Origin of the sequence: Nocardia miyunensis NBRC 108239, assembly GCF_001613065.1 — a bacterium.
Classification (GTDB): domain Bacteria; phylum Actinomycetota; class Actinomycetes; order Mycobacteriales; family Mycobacteriaceae; genus Nocardia; species Nocardia miyunensis.
Genome location: NZ_BDBQ01000002.1, coordinates 14,174 through 29,468 on the forward strand (window position 1 = coordinate 14,174; position 15,295 = coordinate 29,468).

General features: G+C 65.4%; 11 protein-coding genes. 5 read left to right on the top strand and 6 right to left on the bottom strand.

The window, feature by feature from the left end:
- Nucleotides 1–2,688: 2,688 nt before the first annotated feature.
- The 6 genes from rsmG to rpmH form a co-directional block, all read right to left on the bottom strand.
- Nucleotides 2,689–3,417, bottom strand: a complete 729-nt coding sequence (gene rsmG, locus NM2_RS02515; RefSeq protein WP_067663379.1) for a 16S rRNA (guanine(527)-N(7))-methyltransferase RsmG — start codon at nt 3,415–3,417, stop codon at nt 2,689–2,691.
- Between the two features lie 135 nt (nt 3,418–3,552).
- Nucleotides 3,553–4,194 carry a Jag family protein gene (locus NM2_RS02520; protein ID WP_067663382.1) on the bottom strand — a complete coding sequence of 214 codons (642 nt, stop codon included), beginning with the start codon at nt 4,192–4,194 and terminating at the stop codon, nt 3,553–3,555.
- A gap of 33 nt (nt 4,195–4,227) precedes the next feature.
- Nucleotides 4,228–5,463, bottom strand: a complete 1,236-nt coding sequence (gene yidC, locus NM2_RS02525; protein ID WP_067663385.1) for a membrane protein insertase YidC — start codon at nt 5,461–5,463, stop codon at nt 4,228–4,230.
- 4 nt (nt 5,464–5,467) lie between these two features.
- Nucleotides 5,468–5,857 (bottom strand): membrane protein insertion efficiency factor YidD, encoded by a 390-nt coding sequence (gene yidD / locus NM2_RS02530; RefSeq protein ID WP_067663388.1) that lies wholly within the window; start codon nt 5,855–5,857, stop codon nt 5,468–5,470.
- Nucleotides 5,854–6,270 carry a ribonuclease P protein component gene (gene rnpA, locus NM2_RS02535; protein ID WP_084530409.1) on the bottom strand — a complete coding sequence of 139 codons (417 nt, stop codon included), beginning with the start codon at nt 6,268–6,270 and terminating at the stop codon, nt 5,854–5,856. The genes yidD and rnpA overlap by 4 nt, the downstream gene beginning before the upstream one ends.
- A gap of 82 nt (nt 6,271–6,352) precedes the next feature.
- Nucleotides 6,353–6,496, bottom strand: coding sequence for a 50S ribosomal protein L34 (gene rpmH / locus NM2_RS02540; protein ID WP_033085250.1), 144 nt, complete (start codon nt 6,494–6,496; stop codon nt 6,353–6,355).
- Between the two features lie 564 nt (nt 6,497–7,060).
- Here rpmH and dnaA point away from each other — a divergent pair.
- The 5 genes from dnaA to gyrB all read left to right on the top strand — a co-directional run bounded on the left by dnaA (nt 7,061) and on the right by gyrB (nt 15,282).
- Nucleotides 7,061–8,869: a chromosomal replication initiator protein DnaA gene (gene dnaA, locus NM2_RS02545; protein ID WP_067663391.1), complete on the top strand. Its 1,809-nt coding sequence runs from the start codon at nt 7,061–7,063 to the stop codon at nt 8,867–8,869.
- A gap of 873 nt (nt 8,870–9,742) precedes the next feature.
- Nucleotides 9,743–10,912: a DNA polymerase III subunit beta gene (gene dnaN / locus NM2_RS02550; protein ID WP_067663394.1), complete on the top strand. Its 1,170-nt coding sequence runs from the start codon at nt 9,743–9,745 to the stop codon at nt 10,910–10,912.
- Nucleotides 10,913–10,968: 56 nt separating this feature from the next.
- The gene (gene recF / locus NM2_RS02555; RefSeq protein ID WP_067663397.1) at nt 10,969–12,165 is read left to right on the top strand and encodes a DNA replication/repair protein RecF; all 1,197 of its coding nucleotides are present in this window, start codon (nt 10,969–10,971) and stop codon (nt 12,163–12,165) included.
- Between the two features lie 108 nt (nt 12,166–12,273).
- Nucleotides 12,274–12,843: a DUF721 family protein gene (locus NM2_RS02560; RefSeq protein WP_067663400.1), complete on the top strand. Its 570-nt coding sequence runs from the start codon at nt 12,274–12,276 to the stop codon at nt 12,841–12,843.
- Between the two features lie 393 nt (nt 12,844–13,236).
- The gene (gene gyrB, locus NM2_RS02565) at nt 13,237–15,282 is read left to right on the top strand and encodes a DNA topoisomerase (ATP-hydrolyzing) subunit B (protein WP_067663403.1); all 2,046 of its coding nucleotides are present in this window, start codon (nt 13,237–13,239) and stop codon (nt 15,280–15,282) included.
- The last annotated feature ends 13 nt before the right edge of the window (nt 15,283–15,295 follow it).

Consider the following 15,295-nt stretch of genomic DNA (forward strand, 5'->3'; position numbering starts at 1 on the left):
GGCGCACCGCCCAGTCCAGCACACCGCTCGGCCCGGCACACCACTCAGTCGAGCGCATCGCCCAGTCCGACGCGATGCTCGGCTCGGCGCACCACTCGGCTCGGCGCACCACTCGGCTCGACGCACCACTCGGCTCGGCGCACCACTCGGCTCGGCGCACCACTCGGCTCGACGCACCACTCGGCTCGACGCACCACTCGGCTCGACGCACCACTCGGCTCGACGCACCACTCGGCTCGACGCACCACTCGGCCCGGCACACCACTCGGCCGACGCACCGCCAAGTCCGACGCGACGCTTGGCTAAACGCACCGTTAGGCCCCACAGATCGCTCGGCGTGGTCCGACACATCACTCGGCCTGGCCCGGCGCACCGCTCGACCCGGCGCACCGCTCGGCCCACACAATTCGGTCTCCCATACTCAGTCCAGCGCGGCGCGTCCTTCAGCAGGATGTGTCCCTCAGGACGGTCGGTGCTGGCCTCGACGCTTCTCTCGCACGACCCGTTCCTCGGCTCCATGCGCCCGTCGGCTCGACGCTAACCGATCCGGGTCAGCCTCGGCGCGTACGCACGATCCGGTGCCACGTGGTCCGAGTGCGTGCCCAGCCGACGCACCCATTCCGGTCGACGCCTCTCACCGTCCAGACGGATGCTTCTCGAATCAGCACGACCTCGGGGCTCGATGTTCGCAATCCGACACTGCCTCGATCAACGTGTGCTCGCGCGGCATCGATCCCCTTGGAATGAGCGCAGCCGCAAGTCCAGCGTCTCTGGATTATCAGTGCGCCGCTGGAGGCGCGTGCATAACCCCGCCTCGCGAATTTCGGCTCAGGGCGTCTCTTCCTGTTTCGGTTGGTGCCTCGGTGCCGGAGAACTTCGATGTGGGCGGTACGTGCCGGACAAATCGCGGGCAGGTGAGTCTTGTGGTTCGGCAATGCCGATCGGAGGCGTAAGGGTTATTCGTGTGGTCCTGTCGGCCCGGAGTCCGATCGCTTCGGCGATGACGAGCTCTCCAACCAGTTACTCGTGAAGCGTTGAGCGGTCTCGGTCCTCGACACGGCCGGGCCACAGCTGTTGTCGATTCGTCGTTCTTGTGGCGCAGCACATCCACACCGGCACGGCACGCGTTGCGGCCGACGCGCTTTACGCTTGGTCACCAGTCTGTCGGCAGCATCGAATAAAGCGGCCCGTTCTCGAGAACGATCCGATCGCTCAGCACATCCATCACAGAAGGCTGCCAATCATGCTCGCCACCAATCGATGCAGCCGAACCGGAATCCGTTGGCGGCCCACGCGACGGGTCGTCAATGGCTCCGCGTAGAGGTTGGTGCGGAATCAGACCTGAAAGAGATCTCGTACTCGACCAGTCCGGCGTGACCGGTTCGCAGCTTTCATTCGAACGCTCCGTTGTCGCCTTGCGCGCGGAGGCTTGTCACGATCACCGAGCGGGGGAGTGGTCACCCGAGGAAAGAAATCCGCGCGAACTCGAATGGTCGACCACCATCCCATCCCTCGATCCATCTTCGTCACGGTGACGGGAGGAAATGCGCCGGCGCACGCGCCACTCGCGCCGGATGGAGGACCGACAGCCGCCCTTGCGGAGTCGCAGTGCCGGATGCGTTGGTCAGGCCGGCATCCCGATCCAACTCGAGTAGCCGCCCGTCATGTTTCACATGAAACACCCGACCACCACATCGGTTCGGAACAAGATTCCCGCAATCCTCGACAGCAGCGCGGCCCTCGACCGCGGTGTCGAGTTTCGGAACTCTGCGACCACTCGAACCTCCGTCGGGATGGGCGCTCATGTACGTGGCAACGTCACCGCGCGCGATCCGATCCCAACCGAGCCGAGGTTGACTCCTCTCATCAACAACCGCTGAATCAGACAGAGTTCCTCGCGATCTCAGATCACCATCCGAAGCCCCTACAAGCGCCCACCCCACACACAGCAGCGAACCAGTTCGATCCAGACGCAATCGGTCAACAGATCCAAACTGGACTCAGGCTCGCAGGAGCGAGCCCGACTGATCGCCCCCAATGATTCACGTGAAACCGTGCAGTCGCCCTCGAAACCTGCGCGCAGACAGGGCAGCAGTCGCTCAGCAGAGGCGTAGCTCCAGATCGCGTCGCCTCACCCAACCACATTGCAGCGCAGCGTGATTGCCAGTCGCACGCTCCTGCCACTAGCCACAGCAAACAACGACTGCGGTCGCCGTCCCCAGCGACACCACCGACCGCACTCACCGACTGCGCCTGCGACGGTCAACCACAGTCGCCCTATCAGCGGCACAGTCGCTTACAGGTCACGGTTCCACCCGCGCAACAGCCACCAGGTACGGCCGCGGCGGCTGTTACGAGAGTAAGCAACCATCAGAGCCATCGACTACTGCCACGGCAACCCACCATAGGACTCAGGGCTCGCGGCTCAGGCCTCGTGGCTGAGGGCTCGTGGCTGAGGGCTCAGGGCTCAGGCCACGAGCCGGGAGCCGGGCTACGGCTACGGCTACGGCTACGGCTACGGCTACGGCTACGGCTACGGCTACGGCTACGGCTACGGCTACGGAGGTAGGGCCCCACGATGTTTCACATGAAACCCGGCTCAGCCACCAAAAAGCCGCCGAGCCCGGTCGCGCATCCGTGACAGCACGACAGCCCGCCCAGCGTTTCACATGAAACATCCGGACCGGGTTATCGCGCCCGACGCACCCGCACACCTCGACGCCCCGGACGCTCGGAGCGGGGGAGTCGCTCCACACTCAGAACGACCGTCGGCGGCGTGACGAGTCCGGCGCCGCATTCGAGAACCTGCGCATTGCCACCCCCGGCTCGAGTCAACTCCTCGCGATCGCGCTGCAGTTCCTCCGCGACGCTCGATCCCTTCAGCGCGAGCATGCGGCCGTGGTCATGCACCAGCGGCAGCGACCACTGCGCGAGTTTGGCGAGGGGCGCAACCGCACGAGAGGTCACGACGTCGGCGCCGCCTGCCTCTTTCCGGACGCCTGGCTGCTCCGCTCGGCCGCGAACCACCGTCACATCGAGCCCGGCCGCCTCGATGAATTCCGCGAGGAATATGGTCCGGCGCAGCAGTGGTTCGACGAGCGTGATTCGAAGATCGGGCCGGGCGATCGCCAAGGGAATCCCGGGCAGTCCGGCACCGCTGCCGACATCGACCACCGCGGCCCCTTCGGCGATGAGTTCCCCGAGAACGGCGCAGTTGAGAATGTGACGATCCCACAGCCGCGGTAGCTCGCGCGGCCCGATCAATCCGCGTTCGACCCCGGCGCCTGCCAAGGCCGCGCAATACTGCCGGGCCAGCGGTAGCCGATCTCCGAATACCAGCGCCGCCTCAGCGGGCGGCTCCTCGACACCGGAAGCGGGGGAGGGGTTCGGATCATCGCCGTCCGTGCCTCGTTCCACGTGAAACTTCCTTCCCGACCGATATGAATAGATATCGGGCGCCCATCGATCGGTCCGCCCGCACTGCGGCTGCGTCCGTACAAGGGTAGGGCCCCCGGTTCAGCGAACCGGGGGCCCTACCCTCACACGACACTTCTACGACGGCACAACCACCACGTGCCGATTGGGCTCCACGCCCTCGCTCTCACTCTCGACACCATCGACAGCGGCCACGGCATCGTGAACGATCTTCCGCTCGAACGGAGTCATCGCCGCGAGCGGCTCGGGCTTGCCCGACTCGAGCACCCGCTGCGCCGCCGCGGCGCCCAGGGCGCTCAATTCCTCACGGCGCTTGGCCCGCCACCCGGCGACGTCGAGCATCAAACGGCTGCGGACTCCGGTCGCCTGCTGCACGGCCAGCCGGGTCAGCTCCTGCAATGCATCGAGCACCTCACCGCGACGCCCCACCAGCTTCGACAGATCGCGTCCGCCATCGATGCTCACGACCGCTCGATCACCCTCGACGTCCAGATCGATATCACCGTCGAAATCGAGCACATCCAGCAACTGCTCGAGGTAGTCACCGGCGATCTCGCCCTCCTCGATCAGCTCCTCTTCGGCATCACCGGCCTCATCCGCGGCGGCAGAGTCGGAATCACGCGCGGCACCGGAATCGGCCGAGCGCTCCTGCGCGGCATCGGATTCCCGGGGCTCGGTGGTCTCCGCAGCGGCTTGCTCGATCGTGCCGTTCGCGCTCAGCGCCACAGTGGCGTCCCCTCCATCGGTCTCAACAGTCATTGTTGTCGTTTCCTTCACTCCTGCCGCGAGTTATCAGCGACGTCGCTTCTGATTCGGACGACCACGGTTACCGGATCGCTTGCGATTACCCTGTCCGGTCGACTTACCCGAGGACGCCGTCGACTTACCTGACTTCGCCGTCCCGTTCTTCGACGGTGCGGTGCCATTCTTCGACTGCCCGGTACCGTTCTTCGATGCGGTCGAATCGTCCGTTACAGCGGCATCGACAGGGGTATCGGAACCATCCGCGGTCGCATCGACCGAAGCATCGGTCACCGCCGGACCACGCTTACGACGGGTGTCGGGCTTGGCGCCCGGCTTGGGAGCATTCTGCGCGCGACGCTCGAGCGCCTCCTGCTTCTTGTGCTCGTCTTCCTTCTCGATCTGCTTGAACACGATGTGCTGCTGAGCGAAGGTCCAGATGTTGTTCGACACCCAGTAGAGCAGAATCGCGATCGGCAGGAACGGACCACCGACGATCACACCGAGCGGGAAGACGTACAGCGCCAGCTTGTTCATCAGCTCGGCCTGGTTCGGCCCCATCGGACTCGGCGACCCGCCGCCGCCCATACCGGTCGGATCCACCGAGACGCCGGTCGCCCGCTGACGGGCCACCGAAGCGCGTGCGTTGAAATGCGTCGCCAGACCCGCGATCAGCATCAGCGGGACCGCAACGGCGATCATGTGCGAAAGCTCGGGAATGCCGCCGTAATCGGCGAACGCCTCCATCTGAGATTTGGGAGTGGTGATCGCCGCGGAGATCGGCGCACCGAAGATCCGCGCCCGCAGGAACGACTGCACGTCGGCGACACCGAACGCGTAGTTCGCAGTATGCGCATTCGCATACGCGCTCATCCCGCCGCTGTGCCCGATACCGGCGAATCCACTGGTGCTGCCGACCCGGTTGAACGAGCGCAGCACGTGGTACAGGCCGATGAACACGGGCACCTGGGCGAGCACGGGCAGACAGCCCATGAGCGGATTGAAGCCGTGTTCCTTCTGCAGCTTCTGCATCTCGACCGCCATCTTCTGGCGATCGTTCTTGTACTTCTTCTGCAGTTCCTTGATCTTCGGCTGCAGCTGCTGCATCTGCCGGGTGGTGCGCACCTGCTTCACGAACGGCCAATACAGCACCAGACGGAGAGTGAACACCAGGAACACCACGGACAGCGCCCAGGCGAGCCCGTTGTCATTGCCCAGTGCCAGCCCGAAAGCTTTGTGCCAGAACCATAAGATCCAGGACACCGGGTAATAGATGAAATTGAGCACGGCTCTAAGTACTCCCGTCGGTCGTGTCGCCGGTCGCCGCGGGCGGCGACCCCTTCAAAGGCTCGTGTTCGGCCGCCGCGTCGGTCGCCGGGCTCGGCTCGGTCGCAGAGCTCTCGGGCGTTGCCGGATCGGCAGCAGCCCCTTTCCGTTTGCGCTCCGGAACGGGGTCCCACCCTCCAGGGTGCCAGGGCGCACATTTGGCCAAACGCACGGCCGTCAGTCCGAGACCGATGAAGAGCCCTCGGGTGCGCAACGCTGTCACCGCGTATTCACTGCAGGTGGGCGTGAATCGGCACACCGGCATCCGAGTCGGGGAGACATAGGTCCGGTACAGCTCGATCAGAAAGATGAGAAGTTTCGCCGGTAGTGCGGCCAATGTCCGCAGCCGGTTCATGAGGACCTGCCGTATTCCGGCACCCCATTGTCCGCCGAGGTCGGCGGCGGAAGAAGTTTGCGCAGCGCGGAACGCAGCTGCCGATCCAGTTCGGTGCTGTCGGCGTCGGCCGCGCCGGGCAGGGCGCGAATCACGACGTTCGCGGCGGTGGGCAGTTCATCGATCACACCGGCGCAGATATGACGCAGGCGGCGAGCCACACGGTGACGCACCACCGCGGGACCCACCGCCTTGCTGACGATCAGACCGAACCTCGGCCCGCCGTGCCGGACGGACGGTGTTCTGCCGTCCGCCTGCTGTGCGGGTGTGAGGTATATGTGCACGACAAGATCATGTCTCCCGATTCGTCGGCCGTGCCGCACCGTCCGGGAGAAATCGGCACGATGATGCAGCCGATACGGCTCAGGCAGCACCTGAGTGTCCGAGCACGTAACGGGTGGAAACGAGCGGACCGAACGGCGAACAGAGCATGACGCCGATACCGGTACCGATGGATCAGGCCGTGAGCTTGGCGCGGCCCTTGCCGCGACGCGCCGACACGATGGCGCGACCCGCGCGGGTCCGCATCCGGAGACGGAAGCCGTGGACCCGCGCCCGACGACGGTTGTTCGGCTGGAACGTCCGCTTGCCCTTGGCCACGGTCGACACTCCTCGAGTAGGTGGGCGCCCAGTGGCGCCCGAAGCTGGTGGGTGTAACTCTTGTGTGCTCGCGACGGCGGACGATGTCCGTGTCGGAACAACTCCCATCGGGGTGCGCCAGCCTCGCTACCAGGGCAGCAGGCATTCGACACCACGTCAATGGGTGACTGTACGAGGGTACTGATCAGCTCCGACAGGGTCAAACTCGGGTCCCTCGATGCGAGCTGCGCCACTTCGTGAGATCCGGGCGCCTGCGGTGCGGATCGGCCCCGCGGCAGAGGCCGGAACCGCCCTTGCCGGACGGTCGCCGCAGCATATAGGGTGCATAGCTAGCAGATTGCTACAGAAGCGCTGGTCTTGGCGCCGCAGGGGGAATGTGTACAGCGCGACTCACCCGGATAGGGTTTTCCACATCTGTGGATAATTGTGTGGAAAGACCAGTGGGGTGGCATATTCTTATGACCCCCAGCCACCCAGACGGCCACGTCGACGCTCATGCCACCGGGGGTTGCGGACGATGCCGACCGTCGACTCCTAGCGACCTGTATCGGGGAGGAAGTATACGTGGACGACGAGCAGAACGTGTTGACCGCCGTGTGGCCGGAGGTGGTCGCCGAGCTCACCACGGGATCCGGTGATGGTGCCATATCGCCGGTGTCCAATGCCCAGAAGGCATGGTTGGGCCTGGTCAAACCGCTGACGGTGGCACAGGGATTCGCGCTGCTCTCGGTGCCGTCCTCACTCGCTCAGGAGGCGATCGAACGCGATCTGCGCGAGCCAATCCTCCGATCGCTGGCCCGCCGGCTCGGCCCACAGGTGGAGGGACTCGGTGTGCGCATCGCCGCACCGGCCGCGCCACCGTCCGATCGCGCGGGCGGCCCGCCCCGACACGCCCGGCTCACTTCGCGTCCGGATCGGCTGCGCGAGCATCCGCGCGCTCCCCGCGAGCCTGTGAATTACCCCGCACCGACCGACTACCAACCGGCCCCCGACTATGCCGCGCCGCGCTATCACACCCCACCCGAATACCCGGGTCACGACGACTATCCCCAGCCCGAATACGTGACCGCGCCGATGGCCGGAGAATTGCCGAGCATCCCCAACCACGGTCAGGCAACCCCCCAACGACGTGATATCGATCTACCTCCGGTGCGGAACGTCCCCGTTCCGCCCGGACAGGAGTCGTTGTTCGCACCAGATCCCGAGTCCGCGCCGCAGCATCGTCCGATGCCGACCGAGCAGGAGGACGACGAACCCATCGTCAACGCGCACAACTCGTGGCCGACCTACTTCGCCAAATCGCCCGAACCGCCGGCCCCGGCGCCGGCCGCGTCGACGTCCTCGTCGGCGAGCCTGAACGCCAAGTACACCTTCGAGACGTTCGTCATCGGTGCGTCCAACCGGTTCGCACACGCGGCCGCGGTGGCGATCGCCGAGGCGCCCGCGCGGGCCTACAATCCGTTATTCGTCTGGGGCGCTTCGGGTTTGGGTAAGACGCACCTACTGCACGCGGCCGGTCACTACGCCCAGCGACTGTTCCCGGGCATGCGGGTGAAGTACGTCTCGACCGAGGAATTCACCAACGACTTCATCAACAGCCTGCGGGACGACCGCAAGGTCGCGTTCAAACGCCGCTATCGAGAGACCGACATCCTGCTGGTCGACGACATCCAGTTCATCGAGGGCAAGGAAGGTATCCAGGAGGAGTTCTTCCACACCTTCAACACCCTGCATAACGCGAACAAGCAGATCGTGGTGTCCTCGGACCGGCCGCCCAAGCAGCTCGCGACCCTGGAAGAGCGGCTACGCACCCGTTTCGAATGGGGGCTGATCACCGATGTGCAGCCGCCCGAACTCGAGACGCGCATCGCGATTCTGCGCAAGAAGGCGCGGATGGACCGGCTCGATGTCCCGCACGACGTGCTCGAACTCATCGCCAGCCGGGTCGAGCGCAATATCCGTGAGCTCGAGGGCGCGCTGATCCGGGTGACGGCGTTCGCCTCGCTCAACGGTCAGCCACTGGATCTGTCACTGGCCGAGGTGGTGCTGCGGGATCTGATGCCCGACACCACCACCCTGGAGATCACCGCCTCGACGATCATGGCCGTGACCGCGGAGTACTTCAACACCACGCTCGAGGAGCTGACCGGCCCGGGTAAGGCGCGCCCGCTGGCACAGGCCCGGCAGATCGCGATGTATCTGTGCCGCGAACTCACCGACCTGTCGTTGCCGAAGATCGGTCAGGCGTTCGGCCGGGACCACACCACGGTCATGTACGCGGAGAAGAAGGTCCGCAAGGAGATGACCGAACGTCGTCGCGTGTACGACCAGGTTCAGGAACTCACAGCCCGAATCAAACAGCGCTCCCGCTGATTCGCTCCACAGGCCCCTTCACCTCGTTGACCAGGGTGAAGGGGCCTTTTCGTGTGTGGAGTCCTCGAGGAATTCTTGTGGAGTCCTCGAGGATTCCACCGGCTGTCCACCGAGTTGCGCACAGCTCTGGGGAGGAATCTGTGCACGAGCTACTCACAGCGGTTAGTACACAGATTGCACACCCTGATTCATCCTCGAGGGCTGACCAGCGCAGATGTCCGATTCGGCTTGTGGATTCCTCGAGGACTCCATGTCAGGTCCTCGAGGAATCCACCCGTTCTACACCGGATGGTGCACATGTGTGCACAACAGGGTGATCGTCATGGAAGAACTCGAGGATGGCTCGAGGATGGGCCTGGGACAGATTCGCGGAGTCCACAACGACTCGATGTTCATCCTCGAGTCACCCGCTCGACATCCCCATGCCGCCACGCCTTCCCAGCAGGGGATTCGGCGGGAGTCCACAGAATCCACAGCGCCTACTACTACTTCAGTTCTTCTCCTTGAGATCTCTCTTTTAAAACAGGTGGTGTGGAAAGTCGGTTCGGGACGGATCGATGCGACGGAGCTTCGTCCCCAACCCGTATCGATGGCAGGGAGAAAGAGGAACCCGAACCGAACATCGGAGCCGAACATCGCTGACACCCCGGACGGCGTCGAGCCGCGCCCGAGTGCGCATCGACGTATCCGACGCACCGGGAGGGGTGGCGTAGTCGGTAGGCTCGTCCGCGGGTACGGTTTGGTGTCGGTCGCCTGTGTCACACTCCTGTGAGACGAATGCGGGCGACCGATCGAGCACCTCCTGCATGAACCCGCACTGCCGAGCCGAAGAAGATCACGACCGATCGAGACTGGGAAAGGAAATACCGGGCGATGGAGCTTGCAAGCATGAAGTTTCGGGTCGCTCGCGAGGATTTCGCCGAATCCGTCGCCTGGGTGGCCCGGAGTCTGCCCTCGCGGCCGCCGGTTCCCGTGCTCGGCGGCGTCCTGCTCGTCGCGAGCGAGGACGGGCTCACGGTGTCCGGTTTCGACTACGAAGTCTCCGCGCAGATGCGAGTGGCCGCCGAGGTCGCCGGTCCGGGTCAGGTCCTGGTTTCCGGCCGCCTGCTCGCCGACATCACCAAGGCCCTGTCCAACAAGCCGGTCGACGTCTCCGTCGACGGCACCCGCGTGCTGATCGCCTGCGGCAGCGCCAAGTTCTCCCTGCCGACCATGCCGGTCGAGGATTATCCCCAGCTTCCCGAACTGCCCCCGCAGACCGGTGAACTCGGTGTGGATGTATTCGGTTCGGCCGTCGGCCAGGTCGCCGTCGCCGCCGGCCGCGACGACACGCTCCCCATGCTCACCGGCATCCGGGTCGAGATCGAGGGCGACAAGGTCGTGCTCGCGGCCACCGACCGGTTCCGGCTCGCGGTTCGGCATCTGGAATGGCAGCCCGGTCGTCCCGATGTGGAGACCGCGGTGCTCGTCCCGGCGCGCACGCTGTCCGAGTCGGCCAAGACGCTCGGCGCTTCCGACGCCCCGGTGCAGCTCGCCTTCGGCACCGGCACCGACGGTCTGCTCGGCATCGTCAACGGCGGCCGCCGCACCACCACCCGGCTGCTCGATGCGGAATTCCCCAAGTTCCGCCAGTTGCTCCCCAAGGAGCACACCTCCATCGCCACCCTCGAGGTCGCGGCGCTGATCGAGGCCATCAAACGTGTTGCGCTGGTCGCCGAACGCGGTGCCCAGGTGCGTCTGGAATTCTCCGAGCAGGGCCTGCAGCTGTCGGCCGGCGGTGACGACGCGGGCCGCGCCGAGGAGTGGCTCGGGGCCGAGTTCCGCGGTGAGCCGCTGACCATCGCCTTCAACCCGGGCTACCTCAACGACGGCCTGTCCGCACTGCACTCGGACCGGGTGACCTTCGGGTTCACCACGCCGAGCCGTCCGGCGGTCCTCACCCCGACCGGTGAGGACGAGCCGGAGGTACTGGATTCCGGTGCGTTCGCCGCGCTGGCCACCGACTACATCTACCTGCTGATGCCGGTGCGCCTGCCGGGCTGAGTCCACACCGGCGATTGCCCGGATATCTGTGGATGAATGTTGACAAGGACTGAGCGATGTACGTGCGGACGTTGACGCTGCGTGATTTTCGCTCCTGGGATCAGGTCGATCTCGAATTATCCCCAGGCCGAACAGTTTTCCTGGGTGCGAACGGCAACGGCAAGACCAATCTGGTCGAGGCGGTCGGCTATCTGTCCACACTCGGCTCACACCGGGTGGCCGCGGACGCACCGCTGATTCGCCTGGGCGCGCAGCGGTCTCGGCTCGGGGCGACAGTGGTCAACTCCGGACGCGAACTGCGCATCGACGTGGAGCTGAATCAGGGGTCGGCCAACCGCGCGCAGATCAATCGCTCCCCGGTCCGGCGCACCCGGGAAATCCTCGGCATTCTGCAGACCGTGCTGTTCGCGCCGGAGGATCTGGCCCTGGTCCGCGGCGACCCGTCCGAGCGACGTCGCTTCCTCGACGAGTTGTGCACAGCTCGCCTGCCCCGCCTGGCCGGTGTCCGCTCGGATTACGACCGCGTGCTGCGGCAGCGTTCGGCGCTGTTGAAAACCGCTGGCAGACAAGCCCGTTCACGCTCGGGCCAGGCGACGGAACTGAGCACCCTGGACGTCTGGGACGGACACCTGGCCACCCACGGCGCCGAACTGCTGGCGCAGCGGCTGCGCCTGGTGAACGATCTGTATCCCCATCTGGAACAGTCGTATCGCTCGATCGCCCCGGAGTCGCGCACCGCGTCGATCCGCTACCGCAGCGGATATCTGCCGCCGGAATTCCTGGACCCCGCCCGCCCGCCCGAGGCACAGGACGTCGAGGTCCTGGAGGCGATCATGCTGCGCGAGCTGTCCGAGGCCCGCCCGAAGGAACTCGAGCGCGGGGTGTGCCTGGTCGGCCCGCATCGTGACGACCTGGAGCTCATGCTGGGCTCGGCGCCGGCGAAAGGCTTTGCCAGCCATGGGGAATCGTGGTCGTTCGCCCTGGCGCTGCGGTTGTCGGCCTTCGAGTTGCTGCGCGGTATGGGCACCGACCCGGTCCTCATGCTCGACGACGTCTTCGCCGAACTGGACCGTCATCGCCGCAGCGCCCTGGCCGCCGTCGCCGCTACCGCCGAGCAGGTGCTGATCACCGCCGCGGTCCCCGAGGACGTCCCCGCGGAACTCGAGGCGACCCCGTTGCGAGTGGAAACCGATGGCGCGGCCGATGAACGAACCTCACATATCGCGGATCAGGTGTCGCCCACCACATCCTGACCTTCCAGGGATGTCACAACCACGTCATGTGACACTCCCCGGCGTCGCGGCGTGTCTGTTCGCGGACCCGCTAGCCTACTTATCCACAGATCGACGAAAGGCAGCGCGATGACGGAAGAATCCGGATACGACGGGCCCGCCGCGTCGTCCGGTGACTCCGGCCCGGAGCTACGCGGAGTCGATCTGGCTCGCCGCGCGCTCGAGGAGGCGCGCGCCGCCGCCAAGGCCAGTGGCAAGGCGGTGGGGCAGGGGAGAGCCTCGCCGCGTAAGGGCGGCGTGCGGGCGCTGCGCCGGCGCGGCTGGTCGGGCGCTCGTCCGGACGAACGTGATCCACAACTGCTCTCCGCGGTCGCCGGTGCGCTGGCCAAGAGCCGGGGCTGGTCCGGGAAAGTCGCCGAGGGCATGGTGTTCGGCCGCTGGTCGAGTGTGGTCGGTGAGGATATCGCCACCCACGCGACGCCCATCTCGCTCACCGACGGCGTCCTGAGCATCCAGGCCGAATCGACCGCCTGGGCCACCCAGTTGCGCATGTTGCAGGCTCAACTGCTGGCCAAGATCAACGCGGCCGTGGGACAGGGTGTGGTCAAAACTCTCAAGATCAGCGGCCCGGCCGCGCCCAGCTGGCGTAAGGGCGCACGTCACGTCAAGGGGCTGGGCCCGCGCGACACCTACGGCTGATCCGTTTCACGTGGAACCGAGCGGTCCGGCGGGGAACAGCGAGTGCCGCAACCCATCCCGTGTCCGGTCCGTTCGAGTGATCGGCGACCCCGGGCGCACGGGCATCCGATCGGCCACGGAGGCTTACGGGACATTCGGACCTATAAACGGACCCGGTGCGGTTCGATTTATCCCACTCACGGCGCTGTCAGGGGTGTCATAGGTGCATCCTGTGCCGGGCGTACCAGTAGGATGGTGAGGTAACTAGCGGCGATACCCTCGGTGCGTACCGTGCTGCCGCCCGCTGGACCCATAATTCTCGAGCGGTTCGACATCTCGAGCAGAGACCATCTGGGGTCCGACGTGTGCCGTGGCCGTGCCGAGAGATCAGCAAGTAAGGAGAGCTACCGAGCAGTGGCTGCCAACGACTCCAATGCAAGCGGCTCGACCAACCCGAAGTCAGGTAAGCAGACCTACGGTGCCGACTCCATTACCGTTCTCGAGGGACTCGAGGCGGTACGCAAGCGCCCCGGTATGTACATCGGTTCCACCGGTGAGCGCGGTTTGCACCACCTGATCTGGGAGGTTGTCGACAACTCCGTCGACGAGGCGATGGCCGGCTACGCCACGCGCGTCGACGTCACTCTGCTGGCCGACGGCGGTGTCGAGGTCGTCGACGACGGCCGCGGTATTCCGACCAGCATGCACGCGCAGGGCATCCCCACCATCGAGGTGGTCATGACCCAGTTGCACGCGGGCGGCAAGTTCGACTCCGAGTCCTATGCGGTGTCCGGCGGTCTGCACGGTGTCGGTATCTCCGTGGTGAACGCGCTGTCCACTCGCCTGCAGGCCGAGATCGACTACGACGGACACCACTGGAGCCAGGAGTACAAGGACGCCAAGCCCGGCAAGCTGATCCAGGGCGAGTCGACCAAGCGCACGGGTACCACCATTCGCTTCTGGGCGGATCCCAACATTTTCGAGACCACCCTGTTCAACTTCGAGACCGTGTCTCGCCGCCTGCAGGAGATGGCCTTCCTCAACAAGGGCCTGACCATCACCCTGACCGATGAGCGCGTGACCGACTCCGAGGTCACCGAGGAAGTGGTCAGCGAGCACGCCGAGGCGCCCAAGCACGCCGAAGAGGCTCCGCCGGTCGAGCACAAGGTCAAGACCCGCACCTATCACTACCCGGGTGGCCTCGAGGATTTCGTCAAGCACATCAACCGGACCAAGCAGCCGATCCACAACACGGTGGTCGCGTTCACCGGTAAGGGCACGGGCCACGAGCTCGAGGTCGCGATGCAGTGGAATTCGGGTTATTCCGAATCCGTCCACACCTTCGCCAACACCATCAACACCCATGAGGGCGGTACGCACGAGGAGGGTTTCCGTGCGGCCCTGACCACGGTGGTGAACAAGTACGCCAAGGACAAGAAGCTGCTCAAGGAGAAGGACGGCAACCTCACCGGCGACGACATTCGCGAGGGCCTGGCCGCCATCGTCAGCGTGAAGGTCGGCGAGCCGCAGTTCGAGGGCCAGACCAAGACCAAACTGGGCAACACCGAGGTCAAGTCGTTCGTTCAGCGCACCTGCAACGAGCACCTGGCGCACTGGTTCGAGGCCAATCCGGCCGATGCGAAAACCATTGTGAACAAGGCGGTTTCCTCCGCACAGGCACGTGTCGCCGCACGCAAGGCCCGGGAGCTGGTGCGTCGCAAGAGCGCGACCGATCTGGGCGGACTGCCCGGCAAGCTGGCCGACTGCCGTTCGAAGGATCCGACGAAGTCCGAGATCTACATCGTGGAGGGTGACTCCGCCGGTGGTTCGGCCAAGTCCGGCCGCGACTCGATGTACCAGGCGATCCTGCCGCTGCGCGGAAAGATCATCAACGTCGAGAAGGCCCGCATCGACCGCGTGCTGAAGAACAACGAGGTGCAGTCGATCATCACCGCCTTCGGCACCGGCATCCACGACGAATTCGACATCGCCAAGCTGCGGTATCACAAGATCGTGCTGATGGCCGACGCCGACGTCGACGGCCAGCACATCTCGACCCTGCTGCTGACGCTGCTGTTCCGCTTCATGCGCCCGCTGGTCGAGCACGGTCACGTCTACCTGGCCCAGCCGCCGCTGTACAAGCTCAAGTGGCAGCGTTCGGATCCGGAGTTCGCCTACTCCGACCGCGAGCGCGACGGCCTGCTCGAGGCCGGTCTGGCCGCGGGCAAGAAGATCAACAAGGACGACGGCGTCCAGCGCTACAAGGGTCTGGGCGAGATGAACGCCAAGGAGCTGTGGGAGACCACGATGGACCCGGCGGTGCGTGTACTGCGCCTGGTCACCCTGGACGACGCCGCCGCTGCCGACGAGCTGTTCTCCATTCTGATGGGCGAGGACGTCGAGGCGCGTCGCAGCTTCATCACCCGCAATGCCAAGGACGTTCGCTTCCTCGACGTGTAGTCCGGTGCGAAAC